Here is a 13,593-nt window from a genome sequence, read left to right as displayed (position 1 = left end):
TCTACGGTCGGCCGGTCACCAGCGACGGGCAACGGGGCGATACGTCGACTCGATCAAGGTGGCCAGCTGCCGCTCGATCTCTTCGGGGCCCCCTGGCGTGACGGTGAAATCCTCACCACCCTGGTGGTAGAGCAGGTACCTACCGTCCGCGGGAAGATAGTCCAGCCAATGGAATCCCCGTCCGTCATTCGTCGGCCTGCTGTCGTAGGCCGCGCCCCGGTAGGCGGTGATCTCCCCGAGACCGGACCGGGGGCGCCGCAGAATGCGATTCAACTCCTCGGTGTGCGACAACCGCGTCGGGTGGCGCGCGTAGTCCGTCCGATCCAAATCAGAGCGACGCCCGCGGATCGGCGCGTGTCGCCCCTCGGCGCATCTCGGCAGGTGGGCCACAATAAGCCGAGCGGCGGCTCGCGCTGGACAGTTCCAGAGCAGCACGTCGCGGCCGTACTGCTGTGTCGGCCCTGGCAATTGGACCGCGACCGTCGCGGTATCGCCGTCCACACCCGCATGGATACGAACGACCTGGGCGAAATCGCGCCCGAAGAAGCCGTGCACCTCCACACGGACTTGCGGCTCGAGCAGCACCTGCAATGCGCCGTGCAGGCGGTGGTCGGCGATCCGGCCGAGCCGCTGCCCGGCTTCGGCGCGCGCATGCAGGTAATCGTCGTGCGCCTCGATGCCTTCGACGGTGTAGCGCAGCGGATAGGGCAATCGGTCACGGCCGAACGCCTCCAGCGCCAGCTGGAACATGAAACCGTCCAGGCGCCAATGAGATTCGTTCATCCGCCGATCACTCCACCCGGCGGCAGAGCGGGCGGCTGCATCCCGAGCAATTCGTCTCCATGGTCATAGATCAAATAGTCGGGCGTCTTGTGCTCATCGTCGTCATCGCCCTTACCGCGAGCGGCTGGAGCGCCCATGCCGGGCATGCCCGCCCTGCCGGTGCCCGCCGGACGACTGTTGGCCAACCCGCCTGACGGCCCCGACTGCCCCGGCACGTTCCCACCCGGCACCGACCGCCCGGGCGACGGGATCGTCGGCACGCCCGGACCGGGCGCCCCTGGGCCCGGACCCGAGGGCGTCGGCAGACCCGTATTCGGCAATTTGGTGTCGGGAACCGTCACGGCAGGTGTCGTGGAGGCCGGCGTGGTCGACGTCGGATCGGTCGGAGTCGTGCTCTGCGGAGTCGTACTCTGCGGGTCGCCCGTCGTCGGGTCCTCGGGTGTATCCGTGTCCGTCGGGTCGTCAGTGCCCGGATCACCTGGTCCGGGCCCCGGGCCTGGACCAGGACCGGGACCCGGACCGGGCCCAGGAATCTTCGGCTCTTCCTTCTTGTCGTCGATCGCGCTCTTCGGCTCGGGCAGGATCGGCGTGTACGGATCCACTTCGTCCACGACACCGGGCTGATACACCCGATCCATGAAGTCGCGGACCCGATTCTCGGCTTCGTCGGCGCGGTACTGGGCGCTCTTGAAGACCCCGTTGCCGGGGATGTGACCGATGACCTGATCGATGAGCGACAGACTGTGCGGAGTGTCCACGGTCTGCTGCGCCTGGGTCAGATACCCCTCGGTGAGATCCAGACCCCGCGCCACCATGTTGAACGTGACGATCAGCTTCTTCATCTCATCCGCGTAGGACTTCGTGGACTCGACGACCGCGTTGGCGGTCTTGCCCTGCATGAAGTCGTCGATGTCGCGTTGCACGCCGGTGGAGAAGTCACTGACGAGGCGTTCGGCTTCGCGGACCATGTCGCGCCAACCATTGGCGGCCTCGTTGATCTCGGGTTGCTTGACGTCCTTCAAGTGGTTGTAGATCCACTCGTGAGACTGCGAGAGGAACGATTCTTTCTTGTCTCCCATGAGGACTCGGTCCGCGTAGCGGCCGTCGTACTGCGACTGCAGGTCCGACCACGTCTTGTTGACGATCTGCCGGTCGGTATCCCACTGGTTCTGGTACTTCGTTTGGCGATCGTTGAAGTCTTCCTGTTGGTTCTGAGCTTCGGATCGCGCGTGGAAGAAGTTGTACACATGACGCGGAACCGCAATTACTGGAACGCCATAGCTGCCGATATTGGCCAGCCATTCGTGCGGAGGAGTGCCCATTACGCCTGCTTACACATCCGTATTGTTGAACTGACTGGCAGTGGACTGATCGGTGTCGGAAAGCTTGCGAATCGACAAGGCATAGGTATCGCGCATCAACGTGACAAGGTCGATGTGCTTCTTCAACTGATTGACCGCAGAGTCGGAGTCGTTGACTGCCTTGTTCTCGAATTTGGCTTTCAATGCCTCGGCAGAGGGCAAAGTCCCAAAGCCGTTGATTCGGCCCAATTGCTTCGCGGTTACCAGAAGCACCTCTTCAAGACCGTCCAACATGGCCTGGGCACGCCCGCGCAACGCGTCACCGATCTGCGAATCCATCCGAAACTCCCCGGACTCAGCCTTTTGCTTGTACTGCTGCCACTGCGCAAGCGCACCCTCTATCGAACTCGCGCTCTGCGTGACTGCGGGCTCATTCCCGTCCGCCATCAGACCCCCTCTCAGACGATCCGGACACGTGGACCACAAACGAATAGATTGGCTCCGGCAACGTTTCGTGACCAGCCGAAACCGACAACCACCAGCATCATTTCGGCAAGAACGGCTCGAAATACCGCATATGCCGAATCGCAAAATCACAAGGTGGCGATTGAGGCAACAACTCACGTTCGCTGTATCGCCAGTGGATACCCAACTCAAACATTCCCTGCGAAGCAGGAATGCTCACATAGCAACTCAGCTTGTCGGGGTCGTTCTTCTCGGTAGATGTCAGCCCAGCGCGTGATCCGATGACCACGTCGTCTAGGATCAAATTCTGCTCATTCGTCCGACGCTCTGCAACCGTGCGGCGGGTCGAAAAGATACCGACAGCATACGGCCCTTCGGTCGATCGCCAGTTACAGATCTTCCACCACCCCATAGGATCGCCGCTGTCCACATCGACGTGCTTCGTCGCTGGATCCAACTTGTCCCCCCGCAACACATCGTCCGACAGATCCGTACACGGATTGAACAACGGCACCGACTCATTGTGGGAGACCGGGCTACTCCCCTCCTCCGTCGCATTCCCGCCAACAGTCGACGTGCAGCCCGCCAGCACGGAACTCATCACAGCCGCACCAACAGCCAGACGCACCGAGAAGCTCTTCGACATCCCCATGGCTCGCATACCCCTCCTGACATCCAGCGCCGACGAGCCCTCACAGGATGAGACGTAGACAGATCCCCCACGGTTCCCACTTGGGCAAGGTCAGCTTATCCGAACGCGACCAAGCGCCCAACAGCTCGGGAGAGTGGCGCTCCTCCCCGCTGCCGCTGATCACGGCGCATCGGACTCGGCACCGAGCGGAGGACGATAGCGCGGATCTTGTTCGATCGCCGCACAGAAACGGGCGTGAGCTTGGACAAAGGCGAACCTCTCGTCACAGATGGGGCGATAGGTCACCCGCTGGGCGCTCTTGTTGAACAGGTGAACGACCACCACCAGCCCCAGAAGCGAACCCGGAAACAGTGTCAGTACCAACGGGATGAGTAGAGGATCAATGTTCGCCACGCTGACCACAACCACAGCGACGAGATTGGCGGCCATCAGCAACAGCAGCGAGCGGGCGAGCCAGCGGTATCGCCGGGCCGTGCGGACGCATCGGTCACAGACGGGCCAATCGCAGACGAGAATCGTTGAAACAGGCGCGATTTCGCTGCTTCCCGTCGACAAGGCCTTGCCGATACCTCGTTCGGCGGCCGTCCGATGAAACCGAGGATGAAGGTCAGTGTCGTAGAAACAGGCTCGCACGTGGCTTCGCGAAACCGCCGGACGGCCATGTCCGGGACACACGTCGGGCAGAGGTTGCGCGATTTCCAGTTCGAGTGGTTCGACGCGTAGCGCAGGGTCCTTCTTCGTCCAGAGGGAACGGGTGTTCGGCAAGGGGTCCCGGCACCGGCGCAGCTTGATCGTCACATCGTTCTCGTGAGTCCACGGCCGCTGATACACCATGGGAGTCGGCGGTAGCGGATCCGCTTCGAAGTCACCACTATTAGGGCGGTACTGGTCACCGATCAAGCGGTCACCGATCATTCTCAGTCGCCTCACTGGAGCCAGCCCCGTTGGTTGCGGTCCTGGAAGTACAGATCATCGTCATCCAGATCGCCGGGCATGACGATCCGGTCGCGATTGGGCTTCCGAGTTCCTGCCTGCTCGCGCACCGCCGAGTTGACAGTCCACTCCGCCACTGCGGTCACCCCCCTCGTGATCCGCCGAAAGCCTACTCCACGTTGAGAATTCGGCCCGACCGACGGCGTCTATGACAATGATCGGGTTGCGGACCGAGCCGGGATGGCGCTGACTTCGGCGTCATAGTTGCCGAATACGGCGATCGGCACGTCGTGGCCCGCCACCGGTTCTCACGAGAGCGGCGCTTCGCGCCACCATTTCCGCACACCGTCCAGGTCGAGGTGGAGGGAACCTTCCATGCTGTGGGTGTACATGAGAAGGGTTTCGCGGTCGGTGTCGCCGGTGAAGACGGTGACAATGCGGGTGTAGGTGAAGCCGGCTTCCTGGCGGTCGAGGGTGTAGTTGGTGTACGTCTTCGATCCGTGTGCGTCCTCGGAGCGCTTGTTGCCGGGAAGTCCGGCGACAACCGCGCGGGCGTCGGTGGCGGACCGGTAACGGTAGAACTCGTAGTAGGGCGGGTTGAGGCTGCTGGGGCCGACACCGTCGCCGCTGTAGCAGAACCAAGCTTCTGTCCAACTACCGAAGTCCGGGCGTTGTTGCATGTTCGAACTGTCGGTGCTCCGGGTGGTGCGTTTGTCGCACTTCGCATTCCGGAAACCGGGATCCAATCGGTCGGCGGGCACCATGCCGGGAAACTCTTGGTGAATGAGGTCGACTTCGGCGGGATCCTTCGTGCTGCTGAGCACCATCGCGGTGGCGACGCCGCCGACGGCGAGCACCGCGACGGCGCACAAGACGGCGAGCAGGACGAGTGGCGAACGCCGTTGTGGCCGCGCGCCCATAGGCATCATCATGCCGCCGTCCGGCCCCGGCGCCATGCGTGCCGGAGGGACGTGTCCGTGCACTATCGGCACCCGGCTCGGTGGCGGAGCAACCGGCCCGTGCGGCATCGGCGCCTGAGGGGCGGCGAAGTATGGCTGGGGTGGTGTCATCGCCGCGCCACTGGTCGCCACGCCCGCAAGCGCCCGCCGCGCCGCCTCGGCGAATTCCGCACAGCTGCCGAATCTTTGCTCGGCACGCTTCGACAACGCTTTCGCCAGCACACCATCCAACGCGACCGGCAGACCGTGGCGAAGACTGCTCAACGGAGGCGGCGGCTGCTGCAAATGCCCTTGGATGACGACCGCGGGATTGGTGGATTCGAACGGCACCACACCCGCCAGCAGCCAATACAGCGTGCAAGCCAGCGAGTACTGGTCGGTGCGGCCGTCGAGCGGCGCGCCGGTGAGCTGTTCCGGGGAGGCGTAAGTCAGGGTGGCGGTGAAGGTGCCGGTCTGGGTCAGGTGGCCCGCGTCGTCGCGCAGGCGCGCGATGCCGAAATCGGTGAGGAAGATGCGTTCCTGGTCGATGCCCGCTCGGGCGAGCAGGATGTTGGCGGGTTTGACGTCACGGTGCAGGATGCCCATGCCGTGCGCGTAGTCCAGCGCCTTGGCGGTTTCGGCGACGATCCGGACGGCGCGGTCGGGCGCGAGTGAGTTCGGATCGGCTTCGGCGGCATCGGAACCGTCGACGTATTGCATCGAGATCCACAGCTGCGAGTTCTCGATCCCGCGGTCGTAGACGGTGACGATGTTCGGGTGGTCCAACTGCGCGACGAGGTCGGCTTCGCGCTCGAAGCGGGCGCGAATCTCGTTGTCGGCGAACATCTCTCGATTCAGCAGCTTCAGCGCGGTACGTCGGGGCAGGCGCGGATGCCTGGCCAGATACACCGAGCCCATGCCACCGCGACCCAGCTGTCGCTCGATGACGTAGCCCGCGAAGACCTCCCCCTCGTGCAGCATGCCGCCCCCTCCTTCGTCCGTCGACCGGCAAGCGAGCCGATGCTAGTGCACCCGGCTCGGAAGCGACTACCTGGAGCGGGCGCGACAACTATCTGTGCGGCGAACCTCCGCCCGCGCGCAATCCAGGTCAGGACCGCCAAAGCGCGGCCCGAAACACCGCGGCTGTCGGTGAATCACCCTCGGCGCCGACCTGTTTCGATTCACGCGGAGCGCGCGACCCGGAACCCCACGTCATCGATCCGAAATGTCGGATGGCTCCGCCGCCGCACCGACGCACGGCAACTCCAGTGCTGATCGGACCACCCCCCGCCGCGCAGCACGCGGTATTCCCCGTACACCTCGGCGTCGTAGATGTCCCAGCACCAATCCCAGGTGTTGCCCAGCATGTCGTACAGCCCCCAGGCATTAGGCGATTTCCCGCCGACCTCATGCGCATGCCCGTGGGAATTGTCTCGGTACCAGGCGATCTCGTCGAGTTCGCCATATCGCGGACCGGAAGTACCCGCGCGGCAGGCATATTCCCACTCAGCTTCCGTGGGCAATCGATAGCCGTCGGCGGAAACCTCCCATTCCACGTAGGCCCCGTCCACCCGATAGGCAGGCGCGAGCCCCTCACGTTCCGACAGCGCGTTGCAGAATCCGATCACGTCGGCCCACGAAACGCTCTCCACCGGAAGCCGATCCCCTTCGACGGAACTCGGCCGCAGCCCGGTCACCGCCGCATACTGCTCTTGCGTCACCGCGACCGCGCCGATCCGGTACGGCGCGAGATCCACCGACCAGCTCCGCTCGGTGCGCCGATCCGACAACGTCACCCGACCCGCCGCGACGGCCACCAACTCGATACCCACGCTCACGAACGCACGATCTTAGTGTGCGCGAGTCCGTCGACGACGGCAGGCGAAAGCGGGAGGCACGCACGCCAACACAGCCGGACGCGGTCCCGCGTACAGCTGGCGAATGCGGAGATACGCCCGGGCCGGGCGGATACGCTCGGCACCCGCCCGGCCCCTCGGCTCAGCCCCGCACAGCGACAGCGTCCACCTCGAACAGCATGTCGGGCAGCGCCAGCGCCGCGACGCCGAGCAGCGTCTGCGTCGGCGGCAGCTCGCCCCAGATCTCGGCGATCTTCTTGCCGAGCACCGTGAGCTTGTCCAGATCGTGGTCGACGATGAACGTGCGCAGCTGAGCCACGTCGGGGTAGTCGAGGCCCGCCGAGCGCAGGGCGATGCCGAGGTTGGCGAAGGCCCGGTCCACCTGGCCCGCGAAGTCCGCGGTGGTGGTGTGTCCTTCGGCGTCGGAGTCGTATTGGCCGGCAATGAGAACCAGCTCGCCGGACACTCGCGCGACGTGGCTGTAGCCGAATCCGGTCGGGTCGTGCAGTTCGGCGGGGTTGCTGATCTCGATGGTCATCGTTCGCTCTCCTGAATCTCTACTGGGCCGCACCGAGACGACGACGCGGCAGCGCGAGGTGTGACAAACGAAAGGCGGCGCGGCGATCGAAATCACCGCGCCGCCCGATCAGGACCGCATCCCGCTCAGAGCACCCACTTGAGGATCAGCGTGACGATGCCCGTGGCGACGGCCAGCGCCACCGCGCCCGCGCCCCACACGAAACCCTTGCGCTCCCACGGACGTCCGGCGTCCAGCGAGAACTTGCCCGGCCCGGTGAAGCCCAGCGTGGCGGCGACGGTGCCGAACAGCAGCGCCATCTCCCAGCCGCCCTGGCCGAACAAGCCGGGACCCCAGGTGGCGTTGATCGCGTTGAGCATGGTGCCGAGGACGATGGCCGCGGCCAGCGGGGTGAGCACACCGAGGGCCAGCATCAGGCCGCCGACGATCTCGGTCAGACCGGCCAGGGTGCCGAACAGTGTGCCGGGGTTGTAGCCCATCTGCTCGAAACTCGCCTGGGTGGCCTCGAGCCCGTAGCCGGAGAACCATCCGAACAGTTTCTGCGCGCCGTGCGCGGCGAGCAGGCCGCCGAAGACGACCCGCACGATCACCAGCCCGATGTCGCTGGAGACGGCGTCGAGCGGGCTGGTGGTCTCGATATTCGGCAGTGCCGACTTGGTGGTCATGCTGGTTCCTCATCCCTGCAACGTGGTCGTGGACACGATCGTCAGTTTCGGCAACTAATCGGACCGCGGTCCGATTATCACACAGTGTGACCCAACTCCTCGCTCGCGGGATCTATTCCGGCTACTCCGCGAGGAAGAAGAAGTATCCGAGGAAGATCACCAGCAGCGCCCACATGGCGGGATGGATCTCCTTGATCCGGCCGCGCGCGACCATCACCACCGGATAGAAGATCATGCCCATGGCCAGCCCGTTCGCGATCGAATAGGTCAGCGGCATCACGATGATGGTGATGAACGCGGGCACCGAGTACTCGAGCCGGTTCCAGTCGATCTCGCCGAGCGAGCGCGCCATCAGGATGCCGACCACGATCAACGCGGGCGCGGTCACCTCGGTCGATCCCGCGACGACCGCGAAGATCGGATAGCAGAACATCGCGACGAGGAACCATCCCGCCGTCGTCACCGCGGTCAACCCGGTCCGGCCGCCCGCCGAGACGCCTGCCGTGGATTCCACATACGCGGTGGTGGTCGAGGTGCCGATGACCGCGCCCGCCATGGTGCCGACCGAGTCGGCGGCGAACGCGCTGGCGGCGCGCGGCAGCTTGCCGTCCATGTCGAGCAGCCTGGCCTGGTTGGCCACGCCGATGAGTGTGCCGGAGGCGTCGAAGAAGTCGACGAACAACATGGTCAGCACGACCACGGCCATCTGCGCGGTGAACGCGTCGGGCAGGTGCACGATGGCCTGTCCGAAGGTCTCGTCGAGCCCGCGCGGCAGCGCGGCGACGCCGTCGGGTAGCTCCACCAGCCCGGTCACGATGCCGAGGCCCGCGGTGAGCACGATGCCGTAGAGCACCGCGCCGTGCCAGCCCCGCACCAGGAACACCACAGTCACCAGCAGGCCGAACAGCGCGAGCAGGGTGGTGCCCTCGGTGAAATCGCCCAGCTTGACGAAGGTCGCCTCGCTGGAGGTGACGATTCCCGCGTTCTTCAGCCCGAGAAACGCGACGAACATGCCGATGCCCGCGCCGACCGCCAGTTTCAGTTGCAGCGGGATGGCGTTGAGGATCTTCTCGCGAACCTTGGTGACGGCGAGCACGAAGAAGATGACGCCGGACAGGAAGGTCCCCGACAGCGCGACCTGCCACGGGATGCCCATGCCGAGCACCACCGAGAACGCGAAGAACGCGTTGAGTCCCATGCCCGGCGCGAGCGCGATCGGGTACCGCGCCCACAGTCCCATCACCAGGGTGCCGACGAGCGCGGCGACGGCGGTGGCGGTGAACACCGCCTGCATCGGGATTCCCTTGTCGCCCAGCGCGCCTTCGTCACCGAGGATCGCGGGATTGACCGCGAGGATGTACGACATGGCCAGGAACGTCACGGTGCCCGCCATCACTTCGCGACGCATCGTCGATCCGTTCTGACTGACGCCGAAGTACGCGTCGAAGCGACCCCGGGTCCGGGTCAGCAGGTCGGTGGCCATGGGTTCTCCAGTCCTGGCGGTCGAACAAGGGGATGCCCAGGCACGTTAGCCGACGATTCACTGAATCACGGTGCCGGTGCGAGCCGCTCCGCTCGAGGACACACGTGACGATGCTCACCCACGCGGCATCGCCGCCGACATCAGGCGCTCGGCGCGACCACCAGGCCGAGCTCGGCGTCGGAGGCGAGCAGGTCGTTGTGCGGCAGCACCCGAACGGTGTATCCGACGGCGCCGGATACCGGGAGCGGCGTCTGGACCTCGAAGAACTCCACGCCGGAATCGGATCCGACGTGCGTCATCGGGATGGTGGTGACGTCGGACAGCTCGTCGGTCGGCGAGACGCGGCCGAACACCGCCTGCACCACCACGTCCGACAGGTCCAGCCCGCCCAGCTCGATGCGCGCGGTGAGCGACAGCGGCGCGCCGATGATCGGGGTGTCCGGCAGTCCGGCGCTGTCCACCTGGATCACCTTCACCGACGGCCACGCCGCCGCGACCCGGCCGCGGTACTCCGCGACCGCCCGCGCGCCCGAGAATTCGTCGGCCACCGCGCGCCGCGAGGCGCCCGCGGCCGGTCCGTAGTACTGCACGGCGTAGTCGCGCACCATGCGGGAGGCCAGCACCTTCGGGCCGAGGGTCTGCAAGGTGTGCCGGACCATCTCGACCCAGCGCACCGGCATGCCCGCGCCGTCGCGGTCGTAGAACCGCGGCGCGACGGTGCGCTCGAACAGGTCGTAGAGCGCGGCGGCCTCCAGATCGTCGCGGCGGTGTTCGTCGGCGACGCCGTCGGCGGTGGGTATCGCCCAGCCGTTCTCGCCGTCGTACATCTCGTCCCACCAGCCGTCGCGGATGGAGAGGTTGAGCCCGCCGTTGAGCGCGGACTTCATGCCCGAGGTGCCGCAGGCCTCCAGCGGGCGCAGCGGATTGTTCAGCCAGACATCGCAACCCCAGTACAGGTACCTGGCCATCGACATGTCGTAGTCGGGCAGGAAGACGATGCGGTGGCGCACCTCGGGATCGTCGGCGAACCGGACGACCTGCTGGATGAGCGACTTGCCGCCGTCGTCGGCGGGGTGACTCTTGCCTGCGACGACCAACTGCATCGGCCGCTCGGGATGCAGCAGCAGGGCGCGCAGCCGCTCCGGATCGCGCAGCATCAGCGTGAGGCGCTTGTAGGTCGGGACGCGGCGGGCGAAACCGACGGTCAGCACGTCGGGATCGAAGACCTGGTCGATCCAGCCCAATTCGGCCGAGGCGGCGCCGCGTTGCAGCCAGGACGCGCGCATCCGGCGGCGCACCTCGGCGACCAGCGTGGCCCGCAGGGTGTTGCGGGTGGACCACAGTTCGCCCAGATCCACATCGCGCAGCCGTTCCCAGCCGCGCGCCTCCTCGACCAGCTCCGCGCCGATGAGTTCGCGCGCCTTGTCGAGCCATTCGCGCGCGGCCCAAGTCGGCGCGTGCACGCCGTTGGTGACCGAGCCGATCGGCACCTCCGCCGGATCGAAGCCGGGCCACAGCGGCGCGAACATGCCACGGCTCACCTCGCCGTGCAGCTGGGACACGCCGTTGGCGCGCTGGGCCAGCCGCAGGCCCATGTGCGCCATATTGAACACCGACGGATCCGCCTCGCGACCGAGCGCGACGATGCGGTCCACGAAAAGGCCGGGCAGCATGGCGGATTCGGTTTCCCCGTGCCCGCCGCCGAAGTAGCGGCGCACCAGCGGCATCGGGAACCGGTCGATGCCCGCGGGCACCGGGGTGTGCGTGGTGAACACGGTCCCGGCCCGCACCGCCGCCAGCGCGGTGTCGAAATCGAGTCCGCCCGAGACGTATTCGCGGATTCGCTCGACGCCGAGGAAGCCCGCGTGACCTTCGTTCATGTGGAACACGTCGGGATCGGGCAGGCCCGTGGCCCTGGTGTAGGCGCGCACCGCGCGCACGCCGCCGATGCCCGCCAGGATCTCCTGCTTGATCCGGTGGTCCTGATCGCCGCCGTAGAGCCGGTCGGTGACGGCGCGCAACTCGGGATCGTTCTCGGCGATATCGGAATCCAGCAGCAGCAGCGGCACCCGCCCGACCTGCGCGATCCACACCCGCGCCCGCAGCACCCTGCCCTCCGGCATCGCCACACGCACGAGCACCGGCGAGCTGGATCCATGGCGGCGCTCCCGGGGCCCTGCGTGGTCACGCGAGCTACCGCCTCCGGGCCCGTCGCTCGCGCCGCAGTCGCTGGTCAGCAAGCGCAGAGGCAGGCCCTGCGGGTCGAGCGCGGGATAGTGCTCGATCTGCCAGCCGTCCGAGGACAGCGACTGCCGGAAGTATCCGGACCGATACAGCAGGCCGACGCCGATCAGCGGCAGTCCCAGATCCGAGGCAGCCTTGAGGTGATCGCCCGCCAGGATGCCGAGTCCGCCGGAGTAGTTGGGCAGCACCTCGGTGACGCCGAACTCCATCGAGAAGTAGGCGATGCCGCGCACGCCCTCCTCGCCGTTCTGGCGCTGGAACCAGCCGGGGCCGGCGAGATAGTCGCGCAGATTCGCCGCGGCCGCGTCGACCCGGCCCGCGTAGTCCGCGTCGGCGGCCAGCTCGTCGAGCCGGGCGGCGGGCACCTCACCGAGCATCCGCACGGGGTCGTGCCCGACCTCGCGCCACAGCTCGGGGTCGAGATCCCGGAACAGATCCTGCGTCGGCCAGTGCCATGACCAGCGCAGATTCGTGGAGAGTTCGCCCAGGGCCGCGAGACGCTTGGGCAGATGGGCACGGACGGTGAATCGACGCAATGCCTTCACTCCGCGAACCCTACCGAACGCCGTGCCCCTCGGCCGCCCCGACGATACGAGTCACTGATCGGCGAACTTCTCGGCGGTGTATTCCGCGCTGAACTGATCGGCGTACTCCGCGCTCGGCGGAACCTCGGTGATCACGTCGACGAGCACGCCGCTGGGGTCGGCGACGATGAAGTGACGCTGGCCGAAGTCCTCGGTCCTGATCTCCAGTTCGGCGGGGAGTCCGCCCCGCACGACAAGGCGCTCCCATTCCGCGTCGACGTCGTCGACTTCGAAGTTCAGCAGCAGACCCTGCACCGGCTTGCGGTAGGCCTCCGGCACCGTCGAGTGCGTGTAGTCGAGCAGCGCCAGCTCGTATTCGGGCTCGCCGGCCGCGCCTCGACGGCGCAGGGAGATGTACCAGTCCGCCTCGAAGGTGATCTCGAAGCCCAGCCACTCGGTATAGAAGTCGCGCGATTGCGCGAGCCGGGTGGCGCCGATGACGGGATAGAAGCTGCCGAGTTTCATGAGCGACCTTTCACGTACCGATGGTATGTGAAGTACAGTATTTCGCATACCGATGGAATGTCAATGGGAAGGTCGACGATGCCGAGCACCCTGCGCACCCAGCAGCGCGAAGCGACCCGCCGCGCACTGCTGCGCGAGAGCAGACGCCTGTTCGCCGCGAAAAGCTATGGAGCCGTTGGCCTCTCGGAGATCGTCGCGGCGACCGGAGTGACCAAGGGCGCGCTCTACCACAATTTCGCGGGCAAGACCGAGCTGTTCCGCGCCGTGCTGGAACAGGTGCAGCAGGAGGTCGGCGAACGGGTCGCGGCGGCCGCCGATCCCGCTGCCGACGCCTGGACCCAGCTGGTCGCCGGATGCGAGGCGTTCCTCGCCACCTGCACCGATCCCGAGATCCAGCGCATCATGCTGATCGACGGCCCCGCCGTGCTCGGCTGGCGCGAGTGGCGGGGCATGGACGAGGCCAACTCCGCCCGCCACCTCGGTGAGGCCCTGCGCCTGCTGATCGACACGGGCGTGCTGGCGCCACAGCCCATCGCCCCGCTGACCCATCTGCTGTCCGGTGCGATGAACGAAGCCGCGCTGTGGCTGACCACAACGTCCGAGCCCGACGCGCTCGACCAGACCACCGCGGCCCTGCGCAGGCTGCTCGAGGCCCTGCGCGACGATCCCGCCCGCTGATCCGCGAC

Annotated in this window: 14 protein-coding genes; 1 reads left to right on the top strand and 13 read right to left on the bottom strand. The window is 66.4% G+C overall.

Annotated elements, in window-relative coordinates; translation table 11 throughout:
• Window positions 1-15: 15 nt before the first annotated feature.
• From AC3ERS_RS00130 to AC3ERS_RS00070, 13 genes are all read right to left on the bottom strand, one after another.
• The gene (locus AC3ERS_RS00130; RefSeq protein WP_431962143.1) at window positions 16-783 is read right to left on the bottom strand and encodes an ESX secretion-associated protein EspG; all 768 of its coding nucleotides are present in this window, start codon (window positions 781-783) and stop codon (window positions 16-18) included.
• Window positions 780-2,105: a hypothetical protein gene (locus tag AC3ERS_RS00125; RefSeq protein WP_431962141.1), complete on the bottom strand. Its 1,326-nt coding sequence runs from the start codon at window positions 2,103-2,105 to the stop codon at window positions 780-782. The genes AC3ERS_RS00130 and AC3ERS_RS00125 overlap by 4 nt, the downstream gene beginning before the upstream one ends.
• 9 nt (window positions 2,106-2,114) lie before the next feature.
• On the bottom strand, window positions 2,115-2,531 hold the full coding sequence (locus tag AC3ERS_RS00120) for a hypothetical protein (protein ID WP_431962139.1): 417 nt from the start codon (window positions 2,529-2,531) through the stop codon (window positions 2,115-2,117).
• A gap of 97 nt (window positions 2,532-2,628) precedes the next feature.
• Window positions 2,629-3,210: a DUF3558 domain-containing protein gene (locus tag AC3ERS_RS00115; protein ID WP_431962137.1), complete on the bottom strand. Its 582-nt coding sequence runs from the start codon at window positions 3,208-3,210 to the stop codon at window positions 2,629-2,631.
• Window positions 3,211-3,360: 150 nt separating this feature from the next.
• Entirely contained in the window at window positions 3,361-4,116 is a 756-nt protein-coding gene (locus AC3ERS_RS00110) for a hypothetical protein (protein ID WP_431962135.1), read from the bottom strand.
• An 11-nt stretch (window positions 4,117-4,127) separates the two neighbouring features.
• On the bottom strand, window positions 4,128-4,271 hold the full coding sequence (locus tag AC3ERS_RS00105) for a hypothetical protein (protein ID WP_431962133.1): 144 nt from the start codon (window positions 4,269-4,271) through the stop codon (window positions 4,128-4,130).
• A 171-nt stretch (window positions 4,272-4,442) separates the two neighbouring features.
• Window positions 4,443-6,053 carry a serine/threonine-protein kinase gene (locus AC3ERS_RS00100; RefSeq protein WP_431962131.1) on the bottom strand — a complete coding sequence of 537 codons (1,611 nt, stop codon included), beginning with the start codon at window positions 6,051-6,053 and terminating at the stop codon, window positions 4,443-4,445.
• Window positions 6,054-6,253: 200 nt separating this feature from the next.
• On the bottom strand, window positions 6,254-6,892 hold the full coding sequence (locus AC3ERS_RS00095; protein ID WP_431962129.1) for a formylglycine-generating enzyme family protein: 639 nt from the start codon (window positions 6,890-6,892) through the stop codon (window positions 6,254-6,256).
• A gap of 178 nt (window positions 6,893-7,070) precedes the next feature.
• Window positions 7,071-7,466 carry a RidA family protein gene (locus AC3ERS_RS00090; protein WP_431962127.1) on the bottom strand — a complete coding sequence of 132 codons (396 nt, stop codon included), beginning with the start codon at window positions 7,464-7,466 and terminating at the stop codon, window positions 7,071-7,073.
• 125 nt (window positions 7,467-7,591) lie between these two features.
• Window positions 7,592-8,131 (bottom strand): DoxX family protein, encoded by a 540-nt coding sequence (locus AC3ERS_RS00085; RefSeq protein WP_431962125.1) that lies wholly within the window; start codon window positions 8,129-8,131, stop codon window positions 7,592-7,594.
• A 121-nt stretch (window positions 8,132-8,252) separates the two neighbouring features.
• Window positions 8,253-9,614, bottom strand: coding sequence for an NCS2 family permease (locus AC3ERS_RS00080; RefSeq protein WP_431962123.1), 1,362 nt, complete (start codon window positions 9,612-9,614; stop codon window positions 8,253-8,255).
• Window positions 9,615-9,754: 140 nt separating this feature from the next.
• Window positions 9,755-12,403, bottom strand: a complete 2,649-nt coding sequence (gene glgP / locus AC3ERS_RS00075) for an alpha-glucan family phosphorylase (protein ID WP_431962121.1) — start codon at window positions 12,401-12,403, stop codon at window positions 9,755-9,757.
• A gap of 51 nt (window positions 12,404-12,454) precedes the next feature.
• Window positions 12,455-12,907: a VOC family protein gene (locus tag AC3ERS_RS00070; RefSeq protein ID WP_431962119.1), complete on the bottom strand. Its 453-nt coding sequence runs from the start codon at window positions 12,905-12,907 to the stop codon at window positions 12,455-12,457.
• A 63-nt stretch (window positions 12,908-12,970) separates the two neighbouring features.
• Here AC3ERS_RS00070 and AC3ERS_RS00065 point away from each other — a divergent pair, with 63 nt between their 5' ends.
• Window positions 12,971-13,585, top strand: coding sequence for a TetR/AcrR family transcriptional regulator (locus tag AC3ERS_RS00065; RefSeq protein WP_431962117.1), 615 nt, complete (start codon window positions 12,971-12,973; stop codon window positions 13,583-13,585).
• The last annotated feature ends 8 nt before the right edge of the window (window positions 13,586-13,593 follow it).

It is taken from the genome of Nocardia sp. bgisy134 (genome assembly GCF_057708325.1).
The sequence above is the reverse complement of the archived record's forward strand: the minus strand, read 5'-3'. Positions and strand labels throughout refer to the sequence as shown.

Excerpts from the sequence above, each read along its gene's own strand:
- AC3ERS_RS00100 (WP_431962131.1), bottom strand. The coding sequence starts at position 6,053 with ATGCTGCACGAGGGGGAGGTCTTCGCGGGCTACGTCATCGAGCGACAG.
- AC3ERS_RS00090 (WP_431962127.1), bottom strand. The coding sequence starts at position 7,466 with ATGACCATCGAGATCAGCAACCCCGCCGAACTGCACGACCCGACCGGA.
- AC3ERS_RS00120 (WP_431962139.1), bottom strand. The coding sequence starts at position 2,531 with ATGGCGGACGGGAATGAGCCCGCAGTCACGCAGAGCGCGAGTTCGATA.
- AC3ERS_RS00070 (WP_431962119.1), bottom strand. The coding sequence starts at position 12,907 with ATGAAACTCGGCAGCTTCTATCCCGTCATCGGCGCCACCCGGCTCGCG.
- AC3ERS_RS00125 (WP_431962141.1), bottom strand. The coding sequence starts at position 2,105 with ATGGGCACTCCTCCGCACGAATGGCTGGCCAATATCGGCAGCTATGGC.
- AC3ERS_RS00130 (WP_431962143.1), bottom strand. The coding sequence starts at position 783 with ATGAACGAATCTCATTGGCGCCTGGACGGTTTCATGTTCCAGCTGGCG.
- AC3ERS_RS00085 (WP_431962125.1), bottom strand. The coding sequence starts at position 8,131 with ATGACCACCAAGTCGGCACTGCCGAATATCGAGACCACCAGCCCGCTC.
- AC3ERS_RS00065 (WP_431962117.1), top strand. The coding sequence starts at position 12,971 with ATGGGAAGGTCGACGATGCCGAGCACCCTGCGCACCCAGCAGCGCGAA.
- AC3ERS_RS00115 (WP_431962137.1), bottom strand. The coding sequence starts at position 3,210 with ATGCGAGCCATGGGGATGTCGAAGAGCTTCTCGGTGCGTCTGGCTGTT.
- AC3ERS_RS00080 (WP_431962123.1), bottom strand. The coding sequence starts at position 9,614 with ATGGCCACCGACCTGCTGACCCGGACCCGGGGTCGCTTCGACGCGTAC.
- AC3ERS_RS00110 (WP_431962135.1), bottom strand. The coding sequence starts at position 4,116 with ATGATCGGTGACCGCTTGATCGGTGACCAGTACCGCCCTAATAGTGGT.